At 40.1% G+C, this 2,962-nt stretch carries 2 rRNA genes; both read right to left on the reverse strand.

Annotation, left to right across the window (positions count from 1 at the left end):
- Positions 1–2,650: 2,650 nt before the first annotated feature.
- Positions 2,651–2,767 (reverse strand): 5S ribosomal RNA (gene rrf, locus ACJ28U_RS00110).
- A gap of 91 nt (positions 2,768–2,858) precedes the next feature.
- Positions 2,859–2,962 (reverse strand): 23S ribosomal RNA (locus ACJ28U_RS00115); the annotation flags it as partial.

A 2,962-nucleotide genomic window follows, 5' to 3' on the forward strand; every position in this document is an offset into this window, starting at 1 on the left:
TGACCCTACACATTTGTTTCATCGAAACGATATTCAGTTTTCAACGACCTACTTAGTCGCCTTGACGACTTAATCTATATTACAGAAGAAAGAAGAAATTGTCAACAACTAATTTCAATCAATTTTCATACGTCGTTCACAGATATTTCATATCTCTGAGACGACTTAATATATAATACAGAATGCTTTTTAATATGTCAACAACTTTGTTGAATCATATTTTATGTTGCTTTCTTTCAAAAGATAACTTAAATATATTACCTCGTTCATAGCACGAATGCAACCCCCAATTTTAAATCTGTCATCACCGCAATAACATTTGTTAAGGGATAACGATGTATGTATCAGGCAGCGTTAGTAAACGTACTTCAGTAAGTCCAAAGATGACATAGACAAGCCGACACTGTGCGATCGTATAAAGCGCCACGACCCCTCATTATCAAAGTACTCGATAACAAGCCTAAAGATACTCCACAACCAAGCTACTAATACCTAACATCTCATCAACAGGTCTCCTAAATGATAACCTCGTCAGAGAATTCTGCTATTTAGTCAGATTATAGTTCAACAGATTAACTTTCTCTAACGACGTTGGCATGCGTATGACTACTTTACCGACTAACATTAACACGCTTATTGATTACTAAGCATATAGGCGAATCCGCACTAATCGGGTCTATTGATGCCAGACGATTCACCAATTACGCCAGATTAACTGGCAAATGATTAATTTTCTCTAAACGCATCACGTCATGACCGTTCCTGTCTTCTGGCCAAATGATGAATTTATCTGACCAAACCGTCATAATCCCCAATTATTATTAATGGATCCCCGCTAAAATCTGATGAAATCGCAAATTAGTCTGACCATCCCGCTATCGTCTTCTCGCTCATAGCGGCTCCCCCAAGTGTTCTGCCAACAGCGACAAAATTGATTACAGCACACGCACCTGATAAATGTCGCTTTTGGCCAGGTAATTGTCACGGAACACGCGCTACCGGAAACGCCCCCACCGCATTTGGTCAGACAAAACTCACTACTGGTCAGATAAAGGCCCCATTTATTAAGTGTTCCTAAAGACATATCCACGAATAAGCCCTGTTTATCTGCCTAATCAAGTATTTTGTCTGACTACCCCCGTAAAAACCACCTCATCTTGGCGATTACTACAAATGTTATCTGACCTAATCGAACATTTGTCTGACCAAACGCTAAAGATTACATTCTATACTGCTGGTCTGGTTACTTAACCCTGTACGATTGTAAATTACAGTGCCACTCACTAATTTAAGAATTTGGTGCACTTAATTCGCTGATGCTACCAGCATTGCGTCAGATTATAATGGCAGGTATTAACATTATCTAAAGTAGCCTGGGGCATGTTAACGTTTTATCCCAACACTCGCTGTAATCCTAGCCTATCGTCTCCCCCCAGAAATGAGTCATCACCTGGACGCAGCCGTTATATCTAAATAACGCAGCATTTACTAACCTTAATCGCTAGTAAGTCTATCTGGCGATATGCCCTTATCTTCTGACGTACCTTAGTTTCAACGAATCAGTTTAGTTAGATCATCCATCTTAATCTGGCAAAACCGCAATTTCTTATGACCTTATGTCAAAACAACGCAAGTTCTGGTTTAGTCGGGGAGGCAACATTCCCCGTCTGCTTTATAAGCCGTAGTTAATCGGCTGCCTCACATTAGAAACTATCTGGGTATCGGTGATTATATAATATCTGTGATGTATCCAAATCATATTCATGGCGAGCTATTTTAATTCTTAGCCAATCTTATGTGGATCACTAGGGCGCAAGTGCAAAATCAAGCTCACCATTCCGCCAACTCCCCCTTAGTGCTCGCCAGACGAATATGTCTTTCAGTCAGACAAACGGGTCTTTTACTAAGAATTTCTAAAGGCCCCCTTGTCTAATATGGTGTATTTGTCTGACAAATCAACCAATCCTTCTGACCATCACACTCAAAATGGTCAACTATGCAATCCATCGAACTTGCTAAGCAGGTTGCTTCGTTTGTCACCAAACCGACTCTAAGGGGACTGACGCTTTTAATGGATGATACGTTGATCTTAATAATCACTTTGCCCATGGCAGTAAAAATATTTCATAGCAAGTGCGTTGACCATTTGCGTCACTCGCAGTCATCTGTTCGTTATAACTACTAATCATTTACCAATCGATAAATTACGTCACTGATATAACTATTGGGATTTTTAAATGCAATTAAAAAGCAGCTTAGCACACCTGCACTTTACCGTAATCGTAAAAATTGTAGCCTCAAGAAAATCGTGCGCACTGCTTATGCTTATCAAAGCCTCACCAATTACATGCATCTTATCCACATTCAAATGAAATACAGTAGATTCTGAATTATAAAAAATGAGGATCACATTTCTGTCATCCTCACTCTTTGAAATTATCTAATCACGTTGATTTTCAATTTTATCACAGATACTATCAGCCTTAAGGGGCTGACTTTGACCACGCCTCAAAACAAAAGGCAGCTGATCTCAACAATGTGAAGTCAGCTGCCTAAGCAAGGTTCAAAATATTAAATTTTACCGGTCATCAGTATCATTTGACTTTGAACCCACAAAAAAACCACACCCGAGTGGGTGTGGTTTCAAGTCGCATCGCGACGTCCTATCCTCGCAGGAAGCGATCCTCCAACTACTTTCGGCGCTATTGAGCTTAACTTCTGTGTTCGGTATGGGAACAGGTGTGACCTCAATGCCATCATCACGACACGTTATTTAATTGAGAAATAATTAGGTCTCTCAAAACTGAATCATAATCTGTAAATCAAACTTCGTTTGAGCCTTACACCACGTTTTCAACTTGGTTAAGTCCTCGAACCATTAGTACTAGTCCGCTCCATGCGTCGCCGCACTTCCACTTCTAGCCTATCTACCTCATCATCTCTGAGGGGTCTTACTTCATAA

Source organism: Weissella sp. MSCH1, from assembly GCF_045799135.1.
Lineage (GTDB): Bacteria > Bacillota > Bacilli > Lactobacillales > Lactobacillaceae > Weissella.